Here is a 20,131-nt window from a genome sequence, read left to right as displayed (position 1 = left end):
TTATATGTCTTCTATATCATTTAATAATGCGATTAATGATCTTCCTATAGCATGTGCCAAATTTACAGGAACAGCATTTCCTATTTGTTTATATTGAGCAGTAATTGGACCTGTAAACATCCAATCATCAGGAAAAGTTTGAATTCTAGCATATTCTCTTATTGTCAATGGTCGAGTTTCTTCAGGATGACATCTTTCCGTTTGCTTTTGTGCTGGCGCACATGTAAGAGTTAAACTTGGCTCACTCCAAGATAATCTTCTTGCCATACCAGTTTTACCTCCTCCAAGGAAATAACTCTTCTTCATATATTCACGTTGTAAATGATCAGGCAAATCCTTCCAATACCCTCCCTGAGGTACTTGAGATAAAATTTTTTCTTTAACTAAAGGGTATTTTTGACCTAAAGAGTCAGGAACATCTTTGTCAAACAATGCTCCTTTTTTTAATGCATCTCTCATCGTCATGATTTTAGGATATGGAGATGGCCATTTAAAATTAACTTTTGAAGCAATATCTTTTCTAATCGCTATAAAAAATAACCTTTCTCTTTTTTGAGGAACTCTATAAAAGATAGCTTTCAAAACTCTTGGATTAACTAACTTATAACCAATTTCATCAATAATATTAGAAATTGATGCTAAGGTTTTACCATTATCATGTTTTAGAAGCCCTCGCACATTCTCTGCTACTATTACTTTGGGATTAACTTCTTTTACAGCTCTTGCAAATTCAAAAAACAAAGTACCTCTGACATCTTCGAAGCCTAATTTTTTTCCAGCATATGAAAATGCCTGACATGGAAATCCTCCTGAAATAATATCGACCTCATTTCTATATTTTGTAAAATCAATGTTACATATATCACTTTGAATAACATTCCAATTAGGTCTATTCTTTTTTAAAGTATTACAGGCATGTTTATCGATTTCATTTAAAAGTACAGAATCAAAACCTGATTTTTCAAAACCTAAAGCAAGGCCTCCAGCTCCTGCAAAAAGCTCTATTAATTTATATTTCTTTTTTGGCACTATTTTGTTTTCTTTATTCCAATTATCATTAAAAAAAATTTGCCCTTGTTCAAAACCCTCTATTTGAGACCGATGATAAACTCTATAATTATTATTATGATGTCTTTCAGGAATCAGTTTCCCATTGTTATCCCAACGCCTTAAAGTTTCTTTAGAAACCCCAAGTATGTCCGCAACCTGTGCAATTGAATAATATTCTTCAACCATTATACTATCAACCTAATACAAAAGGTTAGTCATGGTTATTAATATATAGATATCTTTTTATATTGTCAAACATTGGTCATGGTTACTAGAAAAATATGCGTCAAAAAAGTATTTGCTAAAAATATCTTTATCCTGTATCGTAAAATTTTTAACTCCATAATCCGTTCTAAAAATATCCTCAATAACACAAGGTAAAACACAATAAAACTCTTGCAAAGCAAATTTCTTTCCTGTTACAAGAGTATAAAAACTAGCTCCGTCAATTAATCTTATATTTTCATTCTGAGGACATCTTATTCCACTATTATTATCAGACGGTTCAAAGTATGTATCATATCTTTCTGGTTTTTTTGGAATTATATTTACAAAATAAGCTTTGTAATTTTTGTATTGGCTTGCTTTGGGAGTGATTAGCTTTTCCAATGAGCGATACTGATCTGCTAATTTACTACCTGTTACTGTATTAAACTTATTTTTCACTTCCGCAATTATTTTTCTATCATGACAAACAAGATCAATAACTCCTCCAGTGCCTAAATCTGCCCAACCATCCACATTACCTAATATTTTCTGATGCAAGTTTCCTATATGATTCGTGAGTGTTTTTTGACATTGACGCACTTTCTCTGAATTTTTCCAAGTTTCATGATTGACTTCTGAAACTGCCGCGTCAAATAATGAAGCAAAGGGATCAATAACATTCTTATTAAAATTCTTTTCCACAGTTTCTTTTCTCGATCGTCCAATATCCAAAACATCTTTAACAAGGCTTATCAGAATGTCATCATCAATATAATCTAAATAAGGCATAAAAATACACTAGAAATAAATAATACAATACTATTATTCTATTTATAAGATTTCTAGTCTAATAACTATAATTTTTAAATATCTATCTAAAATATTATCTACCCAATCACCCTATACCCAAACCAATCAGGTTTTAAATTATACTTTTCATCACTTAGATTTAAATGGATATACTTACCACCTATAGAGCTAAGCTCTAAACAATCATCAACTTCCATAAGATTATCTTTGTGCTGATGTAATGAGTTTTTTAGCAAACTTTTCTTAGCTTTTTCTTTTGCCTCTACCTTATCCGCAGCAACAAATAATGCAAACTCATGCAGCTCATTTAGCTTAGATTCATCATAACCACCAAGGTTGACAAAATATAACTTTTTATCAAAGTTTTGAGGTTTATCTTGTATAGATATCTTATAGCCATCTGCTCCTTTAATAGCCTTATAGCTGTCTAAGTGTAAGCCTTTGACTGTGCCAAACCAGTTTTGTCTAAGCTGTTCGTAAGTATCTTCGATAGTATTACCAATTACAAACTGTACATCATGTAACTCGATATTTCCCTTTGGCGCACTGCCACCGAGATAAACTATAAATAATTGACTCATAAAAAACTCTATAAAATTAATTTTCTTAGAATCATTATAGCTAAACTATGAGAATAATGTCATGTTGAATTTATCTTACAATTAAACTATAGCCTACTACTTTTATAGTTAATCCTAAGGAAATATGCCATTCTACAATCGGTTGCTGAGAGGATGATTATAGTCAATCCGAATGTATTGTGTAATCTTATGCAGTCATCCTGAACTTGATTCAGGATCTCTTCACTTTGGCTAGGAGATTCCGGATCAAAGCCTGTGCTGAACTTGATTCAGTATCCGGAATGACAGGTTTTATTTTACATAAGTCATTCAGATTAACTATAAAATGATTTCAAAAGACGTTCGATATATGTTTTTATCTATAGATGAAAGTATTTACTTAGACTATTTTAGGGACTAATTTACTGTCATATACCAAACTTTCATATGCTTACGGTATTCCTTATACTTACTATCATAATCTCCGTTATTAGCTTTTACATTAAAAGCATACAAATTAGAAAAAACTACACTTAAGAAAATTATACAAAATATTTTTTCATTATTACTACCCCTTATTTTATTAAATTTACAGCAAAATTTTTAAACTTAATGTTTTTATAACTTTGACCTTTTGAAACTAAAAAAAATTGTAAGACAGAATATAAATTTTATGTATAGACAATAATAAACATCAATGTGCAATTTTGATCATGTACTATCGCAAGACCCCACAATAACTAGTTTATTAACTGTATTGAGCTATAATATAACAATAAATTTATAATGCTATTTTTTAATAAATGACAATTCTAGAAATCTGCGTAGATAACTATCAATCAATCCTAAATGCTCAAGAAGCTAGTGCAGACAGGCTTGAATTATGCTCAGCATTAGGTGTTGAAGGACTGACACCCTCACCTAGCCTAATAAAATTTGCTAAAGCTAACTTTAAAGGCTCTCTACAAGTCATGATTCGTCATCGTGCCGGAGATTTTTATTATGATTCCATAGATCAACAAATCATGCTAGATGATCTAAGAATGATGCTTGATCTAGATGTAGATGGAATAGTTATTGGAGCTCTAACAAAGCAAAATCAAATTGATAAAGATTTCTTAGCACCATTTATTAAATTAACAAAGCAAGCTAAGAAAGAGCTAACTTTTCACAGAGCTATAGATCTAGTTAATGACATTCATGCAAGTACTCAAGAAGTCATTGAGCTTGGCTTTGATAGAGTTCTCACTTCAGGGGCAGGCACGAATGTGCTAGCTGGATTAGAAACTCTAAAATCTCTGCAGCAAAGTTTTGGCAACAAAATTCAGATAATGCCAGGTGGTGGAATCAACTCTCAAAATGTAAGACAAATATTAGAAGTCACAAAAGTTACAAACATCCATTGTTCTGCTTCTAAGAAGATCTTACGCGATACTAGAACTACTGCATTCCCTAGCTCTGCTTTAGAGATAAAAACCAGTCAAATTGATGAAGTATCTGCGATAAAAGCAAAGCTTAGTGGTTTATAAAAGTATCTAGTAGATTAATTATTATAGAATCACTAGCTACGTATTAATAAATTTTATTCTAGATTTTGATAACACTTAAAGATAATCTTGTAATCTAAGTTTTCTAATAAGTTTTAAATCATGATAAAAAATATATTCTTTGATCTAGATGGCACTCTTGTAAATACTGTAGGAGATATTACAGCTGCTACAAATGAAATGCGTAAACATTTTGATCTTGATAAAGTAGATGAAGATGTCTTGGCTAATATTGTTGGTAAAGGCTATCCGACAACTGTTAGAAAAGTATTATCTCTAGATTTTGATGATAAGCAATATATTGAGTCTATCGCTGATGAGTGTGTCAAAATTGTAAGCCAAACATATAAATCTCTGAATAGCATAAATAGTCAGGTATACCCTAATGTCTCTGAAACACTTGAGTTTTTAAAAAGCAAAGATATCAAGATGGCTGTAGTTACAAATAAGCATGAAGATGATGCTATACAGTCTCTAACCCATTTAGGCTTAATTGATTATTTTGAAGTTATCGTTGGAGGAGATACTACATCTAGCTATAAACCTTACCCAGAGCCGCTACTTTTTGCTATGAGTAAACTAAATGCCAAAGCAGAAGAAAGTCTAATGATTGGGGACTCTATGAATGACTTCTTATGTGCAAAAGAAGCAAATGTAAAAACTATAATGGTAAGTTATGGCTATCATAATGGTGTTGATCTTAAAGCTTTAGATAGCTTTGCTTATATTGATGATTTTGCTGAAATAAAAAATCTTGTCAAAGAAATAAATTCACAAGCTAAGAGATCCTCGTATCAAGTACGAGGATGACAATGTTTTTTTGTTAGATCTAACTTCAAAATTTCACTTACCCAAGCTCTATGCTATAATTTTGCCATAATCATATTTTGAAGAACTTTTTAAAATGGCAAATCATCATAAACTAATAATTTTAGGATCTGGTCCTGCTGGATATACTGCAGCAATCTACGCAGCTCGTGCAAACTTAAACCCTGTAATAATCACAGGTATGCAACCAGGTGGACAACTTACAACAACAACAGACGTTGACAACTGGCCAGGTGAACCAGATGGTATCATGGGTCCTGATCTAATGGAAAAGCTGCAAAAGCAAGCTGAAAGATTTGATACACAAATCACACATGACACTATCAATTCAGTAGATCTACAAACTAGACCTTTTAAGTTAACCGGTGAAGTAGATGAATATACTTGTGATGCCCTAATTATCTCAACTGGTGCTACTGCTAAATACTTAGGTCTAGAATCAGAAGAGAAATTCATGGGTAAAGGTGTATCTGCTTGTGCTACTTGTGATGGCTTTTTCTATAAAAATAAAGATGTTGCTGTAGTTGGTGGTGGTAATACAGCTGTTGAAGAAGCTCTATTTTTATCAAATATTGCTAAATCTGTAACACTAATCCACCGTAGAGACTCACTTAGATCGGAGAAAATACTTATCGATAATCTTATGGAAAAAGCACAAAATGGTAACGTAAATATCATTTGGGATACTACATTAGAAGAAGTTCTTGGTGATGATATGGGGGTTAATGCTCTACGTGTTAAAAATGTCAAAACTAATGAAGAGTCTCAAATTGATGTTATGGGTGTGTTTATTGCAATTGGTCACACTCCAAATACAGGCATTTTTGATGGTCAACTTGATATGGAAAATGGTTATATCAAAGTCAAATCCGGCCTAACTGGTAATGCAACTCAAACAAGTATTGAGGGCGTATACGCAGCTGGTGATGTAGCTGATCATGTATACAAGCAAGCTGTAACTTCTGCTGGTACAGGTTGTATGGCTGCCTTAGATGCTGAGAAGTATTTAGATAACTTAAACAAATAAACTCTCAATTTATAACAGTTTAATCTCATATCTCTGTAAGAACATCACTATTCATTTTAAAATATAATTATTGTTTATACTAAATCTTAGACACTTAAGCATATTTCATTTTACTTTCTTGCATTTTTATCTATAATATTTATAAATAAATTAACGGATAAATAAAATGAGTAAAAATATAAAGATACAAATATTCATTATAGCTTTATTGTTTACTATGGTTTCAGGCTTTTTGCAAGTAGCTCCTTGTGTCAATAGTGACTTTATATTGCCTCAAATTGATATTAATGAAAACCTATTCCTAAAAATAGTAACATTATTCTTCTTGTCTTACGCTATCTTACAAATACCTTGTGGATTTCTCTTAGATTCTAGAGGATTTAGAAAAATTCTTCCTATCTCAATATTTTTAGTTTTCATTGGAACTACTATATATAGCTATTCTCATAACCATCTTTTGATTGGTTTTGGAAGAATAATAACTGGAGCTGGTTGCTCAAGCTCATATATATTAACTGTCTTTCTTGCTACTAAATATTTTAAGAAATCTATAATCCCTTTATTAATAGGATTAGCTGAAATAGCAAACGCTACGGGAGATTTTATCGCTGATAATATTTATCTATATACTATAAATAGCCTAGGATTACATATTTCACATTTAATCACAGTCTCTATAATCTTTTTTCTATTTTGTTACTCTCTAATTATAGTAATGAAAACTGAAGAAGTAGAATACACATCTACAAATAGTATAAAAATATCAGCTAAAAATGCTCTACAATCTATGCTCAAAATACTTAAACAACCAGCAAATATAGCTGTTTTGTCATATTCTTTCTTTACATGGGCTATATTGATGGGATTCCCAGGATACTGGGCAAAAAACTACTACATTCATATGCATAACTATACCAAAGAATATGCTCTATCAATCCCTGAATTTTTCTGGATAAGCTTCTTAATATCTACTCTAGCTATTGGTGCATATACAAAAACCATACAGCAAGCAAAAAAATATATATTTGCATTATCTGTACTTGGTGTTGGTGTTTATTTATTAATGGTAATACCAATTTTATTTAGCTATTTTTTTATTATTTTTATAACAATACTATCTGGTCTTTCATGCGCTGGCATTACATTAGCCTTTTTCATAATCCAATATAACACTAAGCCTAAAGATAAAGCTCTAGCAGTCTCAATAAATAACTTATTTATAGTTTTTGGAGCAATGTTTGGGCAAATACTGTTCTCTTATGCAATTTTGTACGATTTTAATAAAATCTATAAACTATCAAGTGAGATACACCCTTATTTCTACAGTGGTATTATGATGATCTTATTATGGACGATATTAGCATTAATATCTGTAGTCTTTATTTTGCAAACTTCTAGAAAGATGAAACCTATAAAGGTTTGATATAATTAATCCGAATGTATTTTACAGTTTTTTCATCCCACTTAGCCACTGAGTATGTTCGACTACGCTCATGAAGAGGATCATAGAACCTATTAATCATAGATCTTAAAATTAGAAATATTTATAAGTAAGATGAAACTAGGGCAATATTTATGTAACTTATATTTCAACATATAAGTTAAAAAGGTATATCCTCATCATAATCATCAACTTTAATATATTCTGATTTCCACTCACTTGGAGTATATACCTTAAGTTTCTTTTCACTATCCATTATTTCTTTACTCACACGAAGATAAATATCCTTGCCTTTTCTTCTCCAACTATAAAACCCATCGGTTCCCCAATTATCTACAAACTCCTCTTCATCATACTGCCTTGCTTTTACTAACTGGTTAAGTTCATCGTAATTTTGAAATATTACTCTATAAGGAATACTTATTTTTCTTCTTAACTCATCAAAAGCAGGATGGTTACTTAATAAAATATCTTTTATGGCAGTATCTCCTCTTGATTTTTGATCAATCAAGTATGATACAAGTTGATTTAGCGTTTTTGACGTACTTTTCAAGTCTTCAATAATATTAACCTCTTTTTGACGAGCATTTTCACTTAAAAGACTCTGAAAAAGTCCCGACCATTGCTCTTTGAGATATTGATTAATTTCTTGAACCATATCAAAGCCTTTGATTTGATTATTTAGAGGCAAAGAATATATTTCTTCTATGAATTTAAAGACTCTTATATCATCAACAGATATATAATTTACTGTGTCATTTTCTTTATTAGATTCATACGTCTTATATTCATTTAGTATTAAATTCTCAACAAAAATATAAACTTGTTTTCCCTTATCTATAGCAGTTTTTAACTCTAAGTTTGAAATAGAATAGTTATCTTCTCTTGATTCTGAACCAAACCTTCCACCAACTATTGAAATTAGAATATCTGACAGTTCAATTTCTTTATAACAGTATTCTTCTAATTTTTCAGTACTTCCATACGGGATATGTCCTTTCTCATTAAGAATAGGTTCATAACCTTGGTCACGAATAAATCTTTCGAGATCGGCTCTTATATGCTTTAAATCATAGTATGTTGAACTGACAAATATTCTTGGTTTAGCCATATATTTAGTTATTTACTTTTGAATTCATGTATTTAAATAGTATAGCACATCAGCGACAAGTAGTTTCAAAAGCAAATGGTTAGAAAATAAAACTGTTTGAACGAAGTGAGTTTTTTATTTTCCATTTGTTTTAAACTACGATAGCGTAGTGCTAGGCAGTTTTGCATACTTTTTCTGCCATGAAAAAAGTATGTCGCTATAACTTACGTAGTAAGTAGCGAAATAAAAAAGATTGAACTACAATTTTCTATTATAATGATTAGACAAGTCACGACTTGTCTCTACGAAAAATTTAGGGTTATCGCCCTCTTAAAAAGAAATTATCTAACTGTGCAAAACTCAACCTTACCCAAGTTGGTCGACCATGATTACATTGACCCGAGTTTTCAACAGTTTCCATTTGTCTTAGTAGATGATTCATCTCCGGAATACTTAACTTATCATTTGCTCGTACAGCCGCATGACAAGATACTGTCGCTAAAATATGATTTAAATAAAACTTAACGCTCTTTGTCTTACCCGAAGATACTAACTCTGTAGCTACATTTGATATTAACTCTTGAATATCTTTATTTTTGACATAAATTGGTACTGCCCGCACAAGCACAGCATCATCTGCTACTATTGATATTTCAAACCCTAGCTTCTCAAAGACTTCAATATTTTCATCAATAGTCGCAACTATACTACTTGATAACTGACAAGTTAAAGGCACTAAAAGATTTTGTTTAAACTTATCAGTATCAGCATGCCACGTTTTTTTCATCTCTTCATAGAGGATTCTCTCATGGGCTGCATGCATATCTACAAGTACCACACCATCATCTACTTGCGAGAGAATATATATACCATGGATCTGACAAATAGCCTGCCCTAAACCACTAGATTTAGGTTTTTGAGAGATATGAATTTCATTTTCTTGAATATTTTGATTATTCAGATATTTATCAAGTAAACTAGTATTTGATTCAGATTCCTCTTGATCATCTTCAACACTAATATCCAAGCTCATATTACCAATATTAAGCGGATTATTTACACTGCTTGATTCTTCATAGATATCCTCCTGAAGAGCAGACTTATCTACTTCAACATCAGCGCTAGTAGTTATAGCTTTATTTACAGTACCAAAAAGAAAATCATAGATAAATTTTTGGTTTCTAAAGCGTACTTCACTTTTAGCGGGATGAACGTTTACATCCACCTCTTTATAATCCATATCAAGATAAAGTAAAAATGCTGGATACCTATTACCATACATGACATCTTTATAAGCATTTTTTATCGCATGAGTAACGATTTTATCTTTGATAATACGCCCATTGATATAGAAACTCTGCATATCTGCTCTAGCTCTATTAAACCTTGGGCTAGCAACCCAGCCCCATAGATGAGCATCACCAACTTCTTTATCTATATAGATAGCATTTTCAATAAAGTCACGACTATATAAATCTAAAACGCGATTATATTTAAGTTGTGCATCTTCTGCTAAAAGTAGATCTTTAACCTCTTTACCATTATGGATGAGCCTAAAGGCTATACCAAAATAACAAAGCATATATTTTTTAAGTAAATCAGAAATATGTAGAAACTCAGTATTGTCTTTCTTTAGAAACTTACGGCGAGCTGGAGTATTGTAAAATAACTCACTGACCTCAATAGTTGTACCTGTAACATGCGCTGCAGGAGTAACTTCTCTAGTTTGGTTATTTATTTGCCAAGCATCATCTAGGTCTTGATGTTTTGAGATAATCTTTAGCTTTGAAACAGATGCTATACTTGCTAAAGCCTCACCACGAAAGCCCATACTTGCAACAGATTCTAACTCATCAAGAGTGTAAACTTTACTTGTTGCATGAGGAGCTAAAGCTAATTGTAAATCATCATGAGTAATCCCTTTACCATTATCCCTAATTCTAATTAGAGATTTACCACCTTCTTGGATTTCAATAGTTATCTCAGTTGCTCCAGCATCTATAGAATTTTCAACAAGCTCTTTGACTACAGAAGAAGGTCTTTCAATAACTTCTCCAGCTGCTATTTGATTCGCTAAGTTTTCTGGTAGTATCTTTATTTGGCGATAATCACTCATTTTCACATCTTAATTTATATAGGATCTTTTACAAAATCTCTAGTTGAGCACTCTTTAAAAAGTTTTTGATTAACTACTTTGCCATCTTTATTTTCATAAGGATAAACATTATTTTTAGTTAAGCCACATAGTTTTTTTATTTTTTTAGCTTCTAATTTTGAGATTCTTTCCCAATACTCATTTTTACCCAAAGGTCCCCAAAATGCTCTAACATATATTTTCTTACCATCTTCAATAGTTTGCGCTTTTACATGATAATATTTACCATCATGAGGATTTAACACTGCACCATCCTTATATAAAGGCCCCTTATTATTATTTTGATTTGAAACGTTTTTTTTCATATTCCAAACAAACTCTAGTCCTTGATACTTATCTTTACCACTAGAGTAATCATACTTATTGCCATAAGCGTTACCTTTGCCACATTCTTTACAATAGATAATTGGAGCATGAACTTTACCATAATCAACATTTGATAAAGGAACATAAATTTCGGCATTCAAATTGCCTTGGGAATTATTATATGCATGAATAACTGAAACATTAGTACTTGTAGATGTATCTTTTTGTAACCAATAGCCATCAGCTAGGAGTTTTTTTCCACTAGCATAACTGTTAACGAAGCAAAATAATAAAAATAATAATATGATTTTTTTTAGCACTATAAATATCTAATTTAGAAAATAGTATTAAGAGAAAGTATAAAGAAAAAATGTAATTATACAATTAGTTAAACAGGACTTTTAACTCCAAATTGTGCCACTGGATAGTTAGTACATTTACTTGTTACTTTTTTATCTTTATTTGTGTATTGACCACTAGCTGTTACACCACAGTCTGCTTTAACTTTTTCATAGTCTGCTTTTGTGATTCTCTTCCAATGAGCTGCTTTGCTACCTAACTCTTTACCCCATACAATATATGCAGCTTTAGAATACATAGTTTTACCATTATCTTGAATCTGTGCTGATGCAGCATAAACCTTACCATCGTTAGGGTTTATAACACCACCATTATCATACATAGGGCCTTTAACAGGTGGTTTACCTGTACCTTTTTGCTCTTGCATATTCCCTGCAAAGACAAAATCCTCTAAAGGAGCATTTTTACCTTTGTAATTAAAACCATTATAAGATCCATTTGAACAGTTATTACAAGTAGCTTTTGGCTTACTAGGCTTACCATTAGCTACTGTCATCAATGGAACAGCTATCTCCATTTGTAGAGTTCCTTTCTTACCATACTTACTATCTTTAGCAAAATAAGTATGAATAATACCCTCTGGCATACCGCGACCTGCATCAGGATCTTCATCAAATTGTACCCAATAGCCTTCTGGCGAAAGATTATCTTTTGCATCTGCTTTAGTATTATCTGCTGCATAAGATACAGACGTCCCTAGCGCAGCTAAAGCTATTAAACTCAAGATTTTTGTTTTTTTCATTTTATCTCCTTTTTATTAATATAAAATCCAAAAGACTTTTTTGATAGTAGCAAAGAACTTAATCTTATTCAAATAACTTGATAGTTATTATTAACAATTTAATTAATAAAGCTTATAATAAATTTTAATAATAAATAATTTTATCTACATCTTTGCAAGGAAAAATCATAACAAATTTTGGCGGTAACATTTTAGTTAAGTTATCCAATAATGAAAAGGTCTCAGCTCTTTATCGTAGTAACTTCAAAGGCGAGCTAACTGTCGGTGATAATGTTGAGCTTGAATATACTAATTCAACTTATGTAATTACAAAACTATTAGAAAGAAAGAACCTAATATCTCGTCCTAACCAGTATCAACGCAAAAATAAAAATGTCGCGGCTAATATTGATTATGCTGTAATTATCATTACCCACTCACCCGCTCCTGTTGAACATTATATAGATAGGTATTTAGCTGCTTTGCATAACAGTAATATCGAACCGATAATAGTAGTAAATAAGACAGATAGCCAAACACCCGAAGATAAAGAATTTATAGAGAATCTAGTAAGTGTATATAAAGAGATCGGTTATAAAGTTTTTTACATCTCAGCAAAAAACAATATTGGTATCGATAAGCTTTTAGAAACTCTTAAAGATAATACTTCAATATTTTTAGGACAATCAGGAGTTGGTAAATCTGAAACTTTAAATACTATACTAGGAGAGAAAATTACAGAAACTACAGCTGTTTCTAATTCCACAAAGAAAGGACGTCATACAACTACTTGCTCAACTCTTTATGAGATTGATGATGATACTAGTATTATTGACTCACCAGGGATTAGGGAGTTTGGACTATGGCATATTTCTAAAGAAGAACTTTTTGATGGTTTTTTAGATTTCAAAAAATATAAAGGAATGTGTCAATTTAGAAACTGCTCTCACGAAGAAAATTCAAAAGGATGTGAAATAGTTAATCAACTAAAGCAAGGCAATATAGATTCTACTCGTTTCAAAAATTATCACCGAATATTAGCTGAAATTAAATAGCTACAAAAACTTTTGTAAAACAAAAATTAATTATTACTATTACTACTTCATTACCTTTGTCTTTTTTTGACAAGGACTGTCAAAAATAAACAATTTACTTTTGGCCAAAATTAATCTCAAATAAATAGCAATGTAACGTACTTTATTATAAGAAAAATAAACTTAATTATAAAACTCTAAACTGTATCTCTGTACACGACAAAAAAAGTTGAGTTAGCTGACTAAAGCCTTATATATTCATTATTTGGAACAGATGAAAAAGCACCTTAATCAGCTAACAGGAAGTTTATCTAAAATATTTGATTGGCACAAGTCAAGAGTAGATTAGACCTCTTGCGAAATACTACTTCAGAGGCATTTTATTTCTAAGTAGGTATTTTCTTTTTAGAATCCGTTTTGTAAATTAACTATTCCAGCCACTAAATTAAACCTAAGATTAGCTTTTTTACCAAAACTTCTATAGGTTTCACCCAGTATACGAAACTTTTTAATTTCTGCAATTTTATGCTCAACATAAATCCTAATCTTACTAAGCCATTTATTATAATTCTTCTGCTCTATACTTAAAGAACCTCCTTTGGGCTTTTTATAGGGGAGTTTTACTTTAGTAGATTCATTTTGAATACCTTGGTAGCCATTGTCACAATATTTATCAACATCACGAGCTAATTTATCTGATTTTCTGCGAACAGTTATATCATGAACACTGCCTGGATAAACCTTCGAAACATTAACTATTTGACCTGCTTCACTGATAGCTATTTCTACTTTCTGTGTATGGCTTTTTTTCTTCCCTGAATAGTTAGCCTTTCTTCGTTTTAATTTCTTAGGTCTCTGGATTGGCTGTTCTGTTGCATCTATTAAAAGTCTTTCTACTTTTTGATTAGTCATGCTTCTATCTTTTTTTATATGTATTTCTTTAACTAGTAGTAACTCTACTCGTCTAATTAGGCGATTTACATTTGATTCATCTAATCCTATCAAGTAGCCTAAAAATTCTTGTGTCATATAGCAACGATAATATATTAAAACTAACAATAATCTATCTGCATGATTATCAACTTTTGGCTTTCTGCCAATCCTTGGAAATCCTTCATCTAAGGATTTTGAGGCATCGGTTAAGATTTTATTGAAATGTTTTAGTTTTAAACCTGTTAGTTTTCTAAATATTCTGGCTTTCTTTGACAATATTGCGTAGCTTATTTGCATTTTTATGGATCTCTTAAGCAATCTTTCTATATATATGGTGAATAATTAGTATTTCGCAAGAGGTCTATTGCTTTAGCAATCTATTACTTGGACTAATATCAGCTCAAACTGTTAATCTATCGAAGATAGCTAGATACTTTAAAAATAATAATCTGATAGAGTCAAACTATAGAAGAATCTACCGTCTTGAAAATCAAGCACTAAATTGCATATTTTGCTTAACCATAGCATTGAGAGTTACAAGCATTTTTCTCATAACAGCAACTATAGCAACCTTTTTGATTTTACCATTTTCTAATAAACGATTATAAAAATCCTTCATCCTAGAGTTAAACCTAGTAGCTACTAATGCAGCCATATACAATGTTTTGCGTACTTTAGAGCGACCATACTTAATTGCAGAATAGCCGCTTTTCATACCACTCTGATTTGTAATAGGTGCTACACCAACTAAAGCAGCTATTTCTTTATTGTTAATTCTGCCAATTTCAGGTAAATCACATACAATACAGCAGGCAGTATTTGCACCAATACCAGGCATCGATGTTAATATGTCAAACTTGTTAGCTAGTACTTTATCTTCATTTATGATTGCCATCATGTGTTGCTCTATTTTCTCTATCTCTTTCTTCAGGTATTTAAGCATTCTTTCACTCGATGATTTCAAGATTTTATCTTTAACCAAACCTAAACGACAAGCCTCTTGATGATGAGTCTCTTTAAGCTGACCTAGGCGAGAGCTTAGTGCATTCAACTCTAGATCTTGATCGCTAGGTAAGCCTCGTATATCATCGTCTTTAATAAACGCACCATAAGCCTTTAGTACTTTTGCATCTATAGCATCAGTTTTTGCTAAACATCCCATGGCTTTAGCAAATGAAACCACCTTGTTAGGGTGAGCTATGTGGACTTTTATGCCAAAGCTTTCTAAACATTTTGCTGGCAGAACTTCATAACCTCCAGTACTTTCTAATACTGCTAAAACAGCTTCGTTTTCTTCAAAATGCTTTTTTATGAAAGAGTTGATGCTACTCTTTTTCATGGCTATACGCTTAACTTTGCCTTTATCGCCATAGCAAACATCTATCCACTTTTTTGATATATCTATTCCTAAATACTTTATTGTTTTATCTGTCATGTTTGGTATCCTTTTTATTAGGCTCATAATCGCGGGATTGTACATTCGGTCTTTGATGACCTTTCTACCGTTCGCGTTTTAAAGTCGTGATTGAGATGAGCTTTTTGATTCTCACGGTTTTCAATAACCAATCCAAGGTCAAAGTCTCATCTCTTTCTTATATTTTATCAAGGATGATAGAATACAAGATTAATCACTGTTTATAAGATACAATCCAAAACTTCTTCAAGGAAGTAGAGTTTGATATTGATGATATAGCCCAATTCAGTATACAACATCTTTTATCAACTAAAGATAAATTATATCTAATTCTTGATAGGACAAACTGGCAGTTTGGAAAAACAGATATAAATATTCTAGTTCTATCAGCTGTGTATGAAGGTATAGCAATACCATTATATTATGATTTATTAGATCATAGAGGTAATTCTGATTCTGGATTTAGAATAGATTTAGTCAAAAAGTTTATTGCTAAATTTGGTAAACAACGTATTGGTTGTATATTAGGAGATAGAGAGTTTATAGGTCAAGACTGGTTAAGTTGGTTAGAATCTCAAAGTATTGATTATGTTGTTAGAATCAAAAACAACCTTATGACAACTAACACTAGAGGTTTCAGCGCTAAGGTCTCAACACTATTTGATGACTTAACTGTTCATGAGCATAAGGATCTTAGAGATCAAAGAAGTATTTGTAACCAAAGTGTTTATCTATCTGGCACTAGATCGCATACTGGTGAACTACTTATTGTAGCTAGTAATTCCAATAGTATAAAGAGACTGATACCTATTTATGGTATGAGGTGGGAGATTGAAAATTTATTTCAAGCTTTTAAGGGCAGAGGATTTAATCTAGAAGATACTCATTTGACTGATACTAATAAAATATCAAAGCTAATAGCTTTGATATCTATAGCCTTTGTATGGGCTCATAAGGTTGGAGAGTATAAAGATGCTAAAATAAAACCTATTCCTAGAAAAAAGCATGGAAGGTTGCAGAACTCTTATTTTAGGTATGGTTTGGATATGATTATTAATGCAATTCAAAAGATAGCCTTCTCTGTAAAAGACTTTTCTCTTTGCTTAAGAGTACTCAATAAAACAAATAAGGAACTCAAAATATGAAAATCATCGTGTACAGAGAAACTGTATAGATTCTATTATTCTTTTTATATAGTATTAGAGTTTTATGATTTTTAAATAAAGGGAAAAGAAATTGGCTATATATATTGGTTTAGATATTGGTGGAACAAAAACTTTAGTTCATAGTGTAAATAAAAATGGTAAAGAACTTAAACGTACAAGAAGAGATACTCCTTATGAATTAGCAGATGGCTTAGAAATGTTATTTGAGATGATTGAGGAAGTTAGCCAAGGCTCTCAGATACTAGGAATTGGTGCTGCTATAGGAGGACCTTTAGATGTTAGCAAAGGAACTGTTTCTCCATTACATCAGCCAACATGGCGAGATGTCCCTTTAAAGAGGATCATAGAAGATAAGTATAATTGCCCTTTTTATTTTGATATTGATACTAATGTAGCTGCATTATCTGAATATCATTTGAAAGGTTATAAGCAAAAGACTTTCTTATATATAACACTTAGCACTGGCATGGGTGGCGGCTTTTTAATTAATGGCTTAGTTTACAGAGGCCTTTCTCATCCAGAAATTGCTCACCAAAGTATAGAGTTCAAATGTAGCCACCCAGAACGTATCAAATGCGCATGTGGTGCTAGGAACTGCTTATCAGCTATTGTCTCTGGTACAGGTATTTCTAAAATATACGATAAGCCAGCTGCAGAACTATCTATAGATGAGTGGAAAGAAGTTGGATACAACTTAGGTCAAGGATTAAGAAACATCGCATGTATTTTATCTCCTGAAATTATTGTTTTTGGCGGTGGAGTAATTACAAAACAAAAAGATATCTTACTAAAAGAAACTGAAAAAGTTATGAATAATGATCTTAAAATAGTTTCTCCTCCAAAACTAAAGATATCTGATTTTGATTATGATACTGCTCTTTATGGAGCTAGCCTTATAGCAAAAGAAGGCAGAAAATTTTATGGGGAGCACAACTAATGTTACTTTCTTTCGCTATTTTATTAGCACTAGTTGGAGGTGCTTTAAATGGTAGCTTTGCAGTCCCATCTAAACTAATAAACAATACATCAAAGAATCAGGTATGGTTTCATTTCTCTTATTGGGCATATGTAATCATACCGATTCTAACTTTATATCTTTTTTGTAACGATTTTGCTACTTACTACAGCTATATCTCGACAAAAGTCCTACTTACCCTTTTTATTGGAGGTTTTATTTGGGGTGCTGGAATGATTTGCTGCCTTGTTGCATTCAAGCATGTTGGGATATCAATAACTTTTGGTATAAATATCGGACTTGCTACAGCAGGTGGTTCAATTCTTCCATTAGTTATCTTAAATCAATCTAAGTTACTTACTCCATTTGGAATAATAATAATCTTAAGCTTTATCCTATTTATAATAGGTGTAACACTTGTAACTATTGCAGCTAGAATACGCGATAGAGATATCGGAGCAACTCTTGATAAGAAGAGTAGTAGCTTTATCATTGGTATAATATGCTGTATTACTGCAGGTATTGGATCAATGACCCAAGCTTTTGTTTTTAATTATGGAGTAAGCTTCTTTATGAAAAATCCAAACCTTGATAGTTTATCATTACTAACAAAAAGCAATATGCCTTGGGTGATAATCTTTTTAGGTGCATTTATTCCTAATATTCTCTACTTTAAATATAAATACAATAAAGAGAAAAAACTCTTACCTAAAAAATATAATACATTCTTATTCAAAAGTTTTATTACAGAAAAGATAGCTATTATCGCTATGGCTTTTATGTTTTTTGAATGTATTATATTTTTTAGTATTTCTGGTACTTTACTTGGAGGTCTAGGAATAATAATTACCTACCCTATCTTTATGGTTTTCATTATATTGACATCAAATTTCTGGGGGTTCTTTTTTAAAGAGTGGTTTTATAGTAGTAAAAAAGCTAAAACCTATATGTTTTTTGCAATAGCTGTATTAATAATTGCTGTACTATCTCAAACATCAGCTTACTTTTTCACTAACTAACTCTACTAGCTCACCTGATTCATAAGCTTTCTTTTAAACGGCGATAGTTTAAATGATAATAGTGAAACTATAATTATTACAACTCCAATAGATAAAAAGAAATTAGTATAATCAACCAATGATGTATTTAAGGTCATATTTATTGCCTGATTTTTATCAATAGCTGTTAGCTGAGCAACGATACCCCCTAATATTGATGCAAATGCTAAAAACACCCACCAAACACCTACCATAAAACCATTTACTTTCGCTGGAGCTAACTTAGTAAACATTGATAGGCCTATTGCTGAAATCAAAAGTTCTCCGAGCGCTTGAAGAGCATAGCTAAGTACCAACCAATACGCAGAAATAACTCCATCAACAGCACTAAAACGAGAAATATACAATACTATAAAAGAAAAACCTATACTAAACAAGCCTATAGAAAACTTAGTATATACATTTATATCAAACTTAGAATTTTCCGAACGAACATAATAAAAAGCCAATATTGGACTTAAAACGAATATCCAAAAAGGATTAAATGACTGGAAAGTTTCTGGAGCTATAGTTAAACCTAAAATAGAATGATCTGTATTTTTTATGGTAAATAAATTTATTGAAGAAGCCATTTGAATATAAGAGACTTTATATACCATCGCTTCACACATTAAAATTAACGCTAACATCATTTTATAAAAATAGCCTTCTTTCTTATACAGGTAAGCTAAATATATATAAATGCAAAATGATAATATGAAAGTTAAAACAACTATTAGTTTAGCAATTAGTATATACGCTAATAAAAACTTAACTATATATATCATAATAGCCACACCTACGATCACAAAAAACAAATATTTATAATTTAATTTCTTACCTCCAGCATATGTATAGATATTTTTCATAGTAAAACCGAAGCCTACAAATGTCATAATTGCTAAAACAAGAGCCATTGAAATAGCTATAAAACTAGATGAATAGCCAAAGTTTTTTGCTATGGTTGGAATCATTAGCATACCTAATAACGAGCCAATATTTATCGCCATGTAGAATAAAGTAAATGCATTACTAATTTTCCCAGAATCACTATTTACATAACATTTAGCTAGCAAACTAGTTGGATTAGATTTAAATAGCCCGGTACCAACACATATAAAAGATAAGCCCCATAAAGTTGATTCCTTATCCTCAAAAACTAATAGAGCATAACCACTAAGAAGTATAATTAAACCAAGCAATATTGTCCTTTTTGCACCAAGGATCATATCACCAATATAACCCCCTAAGACAATAAAAGCATAAACTAAAGCTGCAAAAGCTGCATATGTTGCTATAGCCCCACTTTCACTTAAATGAATTCCACCTATTTGCAAATAAACAACAAGTATTGCAACTAAAGCACCATAGCCAAAGCGCTCCCATATTTCTAACATAAAGATGGTATAAAAAGCTTTCGGCTGATTAAAAAAATTGGACATTAAAACTTCCATATATTCTTTGCTAACTAAAGAAAAATTATATACTAG

The 20,131-nt window shown here is 31.3% G+C and carries 18 protein-coding genes; 8 read left to right on the top strand and 10 right to left on the bottom strand.

All coding sequences use genetic code 11. The features are described 5' to 3' along the window. The 3 genes from dcm to F7310_RS03105 all read right to left on the bottom strand — a co-directional run bounded on the left by dcm (nt 1) and on the right by F7310_RS03105 (nt 2,648). A complete protein-coding gene (gene dcm, locus F7310_RS03115) occupies nt 1–1,236 on the bottom strand; it encodes a DNA (cytosine-5-)-methyltransferase (protein ID WP_072711694.1) in 1,236 nt (411 codons plus the stop codon). 57 nt (nt 1,237–1,293) lie between these two features. After that, nucleotides 1,294–2,046, bottom strand: a complete 753-nt coding sequence (locus F7310_RS03110) for an Eco47II family restriction endonuclease (protein ID WP_072711693.1) — start codon at nt 2,044–2,046, stop codon at nt 1,294–1,296. A 98-nt stretch (nt 2,047–2,144) separates the two neighbouring features. Beyond that, a complete protein-coding gene (locus F7310_RS03105) occupies nt 2,145–2,648 on the bottom strand; it encodes a DUF1543 domain-containing protein (RefSeq protein ID WP_072711691.1) in 504 nt (167 codons plus the stop codon). 782 nt (nt 2,649–3,430) lie between these two features. Between F7310_RS03105 and F7310_RS03100 the strand changes: the two genes are divergently transcribed. The 4 genes from F7310_RS03100 to F7310_RS03085 all read left to right on the top strand — a co-directional run bounded on the left by F7310_RS03100 (nt 3,431) and on the right by F7310_RS03085 (nt 7,452). Continuing rightward, complete coding sequence (locus F7310_RS03100) at nt 3,431–4,156, top strand: copper homeostasis protein CutC (RefSeq protein ID WP_072711690.1); 726 nt, start codon at nt 3,431–3,433, stop codon at nt 4,154–4,156. Nucleotides 4,157–4,276: 120 nt separating this feature from the next. After that, on the top strand, nt 4,277–4,984 hold the full coding sequence (locus tag F7310_RS03095) for an HAD-IA family hydrolase (RefSeq protein ID WP_072711688.1): 708 nt from the start codon (nt 4,277–4,279) through the stop codon (nt 4,982–4,984). A 94-nt stretch (nt 4,985–5,078) separates the two neighbouring features. Then, nucleotides 5,079–6,029 carry a thioredoxin-disulfide reductase gene (gene trxB / locus F7310_RS03090; protein ID WP_072711686.1) on the top strand — a complete coding sequence of 317 codons (951 nt, stop codon included), beginning with the start codon at nt 5,079–5,081 and terminating at the stop codon, nt 6,027–6,029. 166 nt (nt 6,030–6,195) lie between these two features. After that, nucleotides 6,196–7,452, top strand: coding sequence for an MFS transporter (locus tag F7310_RS03085; RefSeq protein ID WP_072711684.1), 1,257 nt, complete (start codon nt 6,196–6,198; stop codon nt 7,450–7,452). 178 nt (nt 7,453–7,630) lie between these two features. Here the strand turns inward: F7310_RS03085 and F7310_RS03080 are convergent, their stop codons facing one another. From F7310_RS03080 to F7310_RS03065, 4 genes are all read right to left on the bottom strand, one after another. Next, nucleotides 7,631–8,581 (bottom strand): DUF4062 domain-containing protein, encoded by a 951-nt coding sequence (locus F7310_RS03080; protein ID WP_072711683.1) that lies wholly within the window; start codon nt 8,579–8,581, stop codon nt 7,631–7,633. Nucleotides 8,582–8,879: 298 nt separating this feature from the next. Beyond that, nucleotides 8,880–10,676: a DNA mismatch repair endonuclease MutL gene (gene mutL / locus F7310_RS03075; RefSeq protein WP_072711681.1), complete on the bottom strand. Its 1,797-nt coding sequence runs from the start codon at nt 10,674–10,676 to the stop codon at nt 8,880–8,882. A 14-nt stretch (nt 10,677–10,690) separates the two neighbouring features. After that, nucleotides 10,691–11,329 (bottom strand): DUF2147 domain-containing protein, encoded by a 639-nt coding sequence (locus F7310_RS03070; protein WP_414654039.1) that lies wholly within the window; start codon nt 11,327–11,329, stop codon nt 10,691–10,693. A gap of 80 nt (nt 11,330–11,409) precedes the next feature. Beyond that, entirely contained in the window at nt 11,410–12,123 is a 714-nt protein-coding gene (locus tag F7310_RS03065; RefSeq protein WP_072711678.1) for a DUF2147 domain-containing protein, read from the bottom strand. 152 nt (nt 12,124–12,275) lie between these two features. Here F7310_RS03065 and rsgA point away from each other — a divergent pair, with 152 nt between their 5' ends. Beyond that, nucleotides 12,276–13,157 (top strand): ribosome small subunit-dependent GTPase A, encoded by an 882-nt coding sequence (gene rsgA / locus F7310_RS03060; protein WP_072711676.1) that lies wholly within the window; start codon nt 12,276–12,278, stop codon nt 13,155–13,157. A gap of 384 nt (nt 13,158–13,541) precedes the next feature. Here the strand turns inward: rsgA and F7310_RS03055 are convergent, their stop codons facing one another. Both F7310_RS03055 and F7310_RS03050 read right to left on the bottom strand, forming a co-directional pair. Next, nucleotides 13,542–14,366, bottom strand: coding sequence for a transposase family protein (locus F7310_RS03055; protein ID WP_072711046.1), 825 nt, complete (start codon nt 14,364–14,366; stop codon nt 13,542–13,544). Nucleotides 14,367–14,559: 193 nt separating this feature from the next. Continuing rightward, a complete protein-coding gene (locus F7310_RS03050; RefSeq protein WP_072711322.1) occupies nt 14,560–15,504 on the bottom strand; it encodes an IS110 family RNA-guided transposase in 945 nt (314 codons plus the stop codon). A 212-nt stretch (nt 15,505–15,716) separates the two neighbouring features. Here F7310_RS03050 and F7310_RS03045 point away from each other — a divergent pair, with 212 nt between their 5' ends. The 3 genes from F7310_RS03045 (at nt 15,717) to F7310_RS03035 (ending at nt 18,623) form a co-directional block, all read left to right on the top strand. Beyond that, on the top strand, nt 15,717–16,628 hold the full coding sequence (locus F7310_RS03045; protein WP_084645175.1) for an IS4 family transposase: 912 nt from the start codon (nt 15,717–15,719) through the stop codon (nt 16,626–16,628). 91 nt (nt 16,629–16,719) lie between these two features. Then, entirely contained in the window at nt 16,720–17,586 is an 867-nt protein-coding gene (locus F7310_RS03040; RefSeq protein ID WP_072711674.1) for an ROK family protein, read from the top strand. After that, nucleotides 17,586–18,623 (top strand): L-rhamnose/proton symporter RhaT, encoded by a 1,038-nt coding sequence (locus tag F7310_RS03035; RefSeq protein ID WP_072711673.1) that lies wholly within the window; start codon nt 17,586–17,588, stop codon nt 18,621–18,623. The genes F7310_RS03040 and F7310_RS03035 overlap by 1 nt, the downstream gene beginning before the upstream one ends. Before the next feature lie 5 nt (nt 18,624–18,628). On the opposite strand, the gene F7310_RS03030 is transcribed toward F7310_RS03035, so the two are convergent. Continuing rightward, nucleotides 18,629–20,083 (bottom strand): peptide MFS transporter, encoded by a 1,455-nt coding sequence (locus tag F7310_RS03030; RefSeq protein ID WP_072713526.1) that lies wholly within the window; start codon nt 20,081–20,083, stop codon nt 18,629–18,631. Nucleotides 20,084–20,131: the final 48 nt, after the last annotated feature.

The organism is Francisella uliginis (assembly GCF_001895265.1).
Taxonomy (GTDB): Bacteria; Pseudomonadota; Gammaproteobacteria; order Francisellales; family Francisellaceae; genus Francisella; species Francisella uliginis.
This window is presented reverse-complemented; position numbering and strand designations above follow the sequence as displayed.